Source organism: Vibrio fujianensis (assembly GCF_002749895.1).
Lineage (GTDB): Bacteria > Pseudomonadota > Gammaproteobacteria > Enterobacterales > Vibrionaceae > Vibrio > Vibrio fujianensis.
Map to the genome: position 1 here is coordinate 75,034 of NZ_NBUS01000040.1, position 2,967 is coordinate 78,000.

Consider the following 2,967-nt stretch of genomic DNA (forward strand, 5'->3'; position numbering starts at 1 on the left):
CATCACCAAGGTTTCATACAAAATGGTATCTCGCCATGCTCCCTGAATCGCAATACGTAACTGGTGCTTTCCCTCTTGCTTGATAATCCCCATCTCAACCTGACGCTCTGGTTGAAAATGAAAATAACGCAAGGATTGTAAAAACGAAGCTTTAAGATGAGGGGAGCTTTTCTCTAGATAGGTAATATCCGCATCAGAGAAACGTAAAGAGGCTAAATGCGCGATCTTTTCACGCACCTCTTCCAAAAGGTCACTAACATCTTCATCACTCCGAACAATCAATTCATAGCGAACTTGAACGTCAGGATAAAAAGAATGAATGGCCTGCATCATATTGATTTTATAAGCATCAAGATCCAACAAGCTGCGGATAAGGTGGGGAGAAAACAGGCAAGCGTTCATTATGCCATCCTTCCATTCAAGGTTAACAGATCTGCATGTTAGTAACATTATGTTGCTAACTTTTTCAGCACAATAAATTAGCCTTACAAGTTTGTCAACTATTGTGACAAACTAACGCTTATCTTATATCCATATAATTTGTATGTTTATTTATGGCGATTATATAAAAATAACAGCTCAGTGAAGGCGTTACCGAAATAACACCACTGATAAAAACCATGTTTGTCACAAACTGTTATTTACATTTGACCCTCTCTCAGCTCTTACCTAGAATAAAGGCTCAATTTTTTAGGAATGTCAGCATGATTGTTACCATTGATCTGGTTTGTTTACGCCTTGCACCAACCGGTATTCAAATATTATTGGTTAAACGCAGTAATCCTAATCGGCCAGATTGCGGTCAATGGGCCTTGCCGGGAGGACTCGTGTATGATGAAGATATGACGGCCAAGGGCGGTGAACCCGCCGATGAAGATTTTGATTCTGCCCGACGACGTATTTGTCGGCAAAAAATTCATACTTATCCGAATTTTATTAGCGATCCACTCGTTGATGGTAACCCTAAACGCGATCCCGATGGTTGGAGCGTCAGTATCTCGCATTACGCGCTGCTTAATCCTTCTAATGTTCAACAAATTGAAGATTTTGGTATCGATCGCAATCGCGCTAATTGGTTTAGTCTGAAGATGCTGCTAAATAATGAAATGGAACTGGCTTTTGACCATGTCGCTCAAATTCAACACGCATGGAAAAAACTACGTGCCGCAGTCGAATACACATCGGTTGTACTTTTCTCATTGGAAAAAGAATTTCTGGTGGCAGATATCATTGATGCTTATGCAAAATTTGGGGTAGACATGAATCGCATGACGGTCAAACGGCGGCTGATTAATACAGGCGTAATTGTCAGCGCGAACAAAATCGCCGCTTCATGTAAAGGAAAAGGTGGGAAACCCGCCACTGTATACCGCCTTGCCAACCACGAAGTCACTTACTTTCAAACCTGCTTACGCGGATAAAAGACCACTTTAACTTGTCATAAAAGCATGGTTAGATCACCACTTCGAGCCGTTTGTAGGACGACCTATCATGCCAATTATTATTCTTCATGGACTCTACATGCATAGCATTGTTATGCATCCCTTACGCCAGCAACTGACTAAGTTGGGTTATCAAGCGATCGCACTTAGTTACAATACACTGTCGATTAATGAGGAAAAACTGTTTCTCCAAATTGATGCCGCACTCGATTGCAAACAAAGCAATGTGTTGGTCGGGCATAGCTTAGGCGGCTTGATGATCAAACGCTATTTAGCTTCACGCCACCCCAATACTCAGCATATCTCTCATGTGATCACTATCGGTTCTCCTTTGCAGGGGGCCTCGATTGTAAGCAAAATAGAGCAATTAGGGCTGGGAATGATTCTTGGAAACGCCACTGAATATGGCTTAAAAAAACATCACGATAGCTGGCATTTTCCACAAAAGCTCGGCAGTATCGCGGGGACGCTTCCCATCGGAATGCGCACATTATTAATGGGGAATCAAAAGGAGTCCGATGGCACGGTGACGGTGGAAGAAACCAAAATTGCAGGCATGACGGATCATCTGGAAACACGAACCACACACACCAGTATGTTATACAACCATTATATCGCCAAACAAATTGACCACTTCATTCGCTATGACCAATTTGAACATGAAAAGACCTGAATCAGCATCAAGAGAACAACTCGATTCAGGTCAAGCAAACCATGAAAAATTGAAACCACTAAACGGTAAATGCACCAATGTACTGCTTTAAGTGTTCAGTTTGTTGCTGAACAAGGTGATAGGTCTGCGTGGTTTCACTAGCAATATGTTCAATATTAAGAGAAGATCCTTCAATCGTGTTGACGCTCTCACTCACATGCATTGATAACTGTTGCTGCGTTTGTGCCAATTGAGCAATTTGTCCATCAAGTTTTGCAATAACTTGAGCGGCCTCCACGATTTGGTGATAAGCAGCTCCCGCCTCTTTGACTTGCTGTAAACTTTCCCCAATTTCAATTTGACACTGTTTCATAAAACCTTGCGCATCCGAAGCTTGAGCTTGCAGGTTTTCAATCACTCCGGCAATTTCTTCAATCGACTGCTGGGTCTGCTGAGCTAATTCACGAACGTGATCGGCTACAACAGCAAACCCTCGTCCAGCCTCACCGGCTCGCGCAGCTTCAATTGCCGCGTTTAATGCCAGTAAGTTGGTTTGCTTGGTGATATTACCAATCACCTCAGAAATAAGGCTAATATCTGAGCTACGTTGATACAGCCCATTAATCACTTGTCCGGTTTGATCCAGTAATTGTGATAAGTGTTCTGTCCGCTCAATGGAATGCACAATACTTTGCTCACCTAGCTGCGCTTGTTGTTGAGTTTCCTCACTCTTGTACGATGCCTTATGCGTCACTTGATCAATATGCTGAGTGTTGCCTGATAAATCTGCCACAGATGAGACAATTTTCTGGATCTCGTATTTCTGCTCATCCACACTTTGCTGAGTATGCGCAACCTTAGCGGCCAGCTCTT

General features: G+C 42.8%; 3 protein-coding genes and 1 pseudogene. 2 read left to right on the forward strand and 2 right to left on the reverse strand.

The genetic code is table 11. From position 1 onward, the window contains the following. Window positions 1-402: pseudogene (locus tag B7C60_RS18065) on the reverse strand (nicotinate phosphoribosyltransferase); the annotation flags it as partial. A 302-nt stretch (window positions 403-704) separates the two neighbouring features. Between B7C60_RS18065 and B7C60_RS06280 the strand changes: the two are divergent. Further along, window positions 705-1,421 (forward strand): NUDIX hydrolase, encoded by a 717-nt coding sequence (locus B7C60_RS06280; RefSeq protein ID WP_099610921.1) that lies wholly within the window; start codon window positions 705-707, stop codon window positions 1,419-1,421. A 70-nt stretch (window positions 1,422-1,491) separates the two neighbouring features. Next, window positions 1,492-2,115, forward strand: coding sequence for a PGAP1-like alpha/beta domain-containing protein (locus B7C60_RS06285; RefSeq protein WP_099610922.1), 624 nt, complete (start codon window positions 1,492-1,494; stop codon window positions 2,113-2,115). A 58-nt stretch (window positions 2,116-2,173) separates the two neighbouring features. On the opposite strand, the gene B7C60_RS17170 is transcribed toward B7C60_RS06285, so the two are convergent. Next, window positions 2,174-2,967 (reverse strand): methyl-accepting chemotaxis protein (locus B7C60_RS17170; protein WP_245868698.1); only part of this gene is annotated, 794 nt, incomplete at its 5' end.